Annotated in this window: 1 protein-coding gene; it reads right to left on the reverse strand. The window is 77.8% G+C overall.

Features of this window, described 5'->3' with window-relative positions:
• Window positions 1-598, reverse strand: a 598-nt coding sequence (locus CCN51_RS52070) for a KS-MAT linker domain-containing protein (protein WP_143676252.1), incomplete at both ends; no start/stop codon positions are given.

Below are 598 nucleotides of genomic sequence, written 5' to 3' on the forward strand. Positions count from 1 at the left end.
CCCCTCGTACGCGCCACGCCCGGTCCAGTCCGCCACCGCCGCGCCCAGCGCCTCGTCCGCCGCCGGGGGGCTGACGCGGACCGAGCCGCGCGTCCACGGGCCGGGCCGCGCCGGGTCCGCGAGGAACGACTCCAGGCGGGCCCGGGCCTCCGCCATCGAGGCCGCGGCGAAGGCCAGCCGCTCGTCCAGCGCCGCCCGGCCCACCTGCAGGGTCCAGGCGACGTCGGGCAGCGCGTCCTCGTCGAGCTCGGCCAGCCGGACGTGCAACCGCCGGGCCTGCTCGACAAGTTGCTCCTCGCTCTGCGCGGAGAGAACCAGCAGCGCGGGCCGCTCGTCGGTGGCGGGCGCCGCCGGGCGCGGGGCGGTCGGATCGTACTCGGCGATGACGACGTGGACGTTGGAGCCGCCCGCGCCGAAGCCGGACACGCCCGCGATCCGCGGCGCCGTCCGCCGCTCCCCGTCGATCTCCACCTCGGGCCGGCGCCAGGGCTCCAGCCGCCGCTGCACCCGCAGCGGCGTGTCCGCGAAGTCGATATGCGGGTTGAGCGTGGCGGAGTGCAGGCTCGGCACCAGCTCCCCGTGGCGCATCTGCAGCAGC

This window comes from Streptomyces milbemycinicus (assembly GCF_002154605.1).
In the GTDB taxonomy this organism is placed as follows: Bacteria; Actinomycetota; Actinomycetes; order Streptomycetales; family Streptomycetaceae; genus Streptomyces; species Streptomyces milbemycinicus.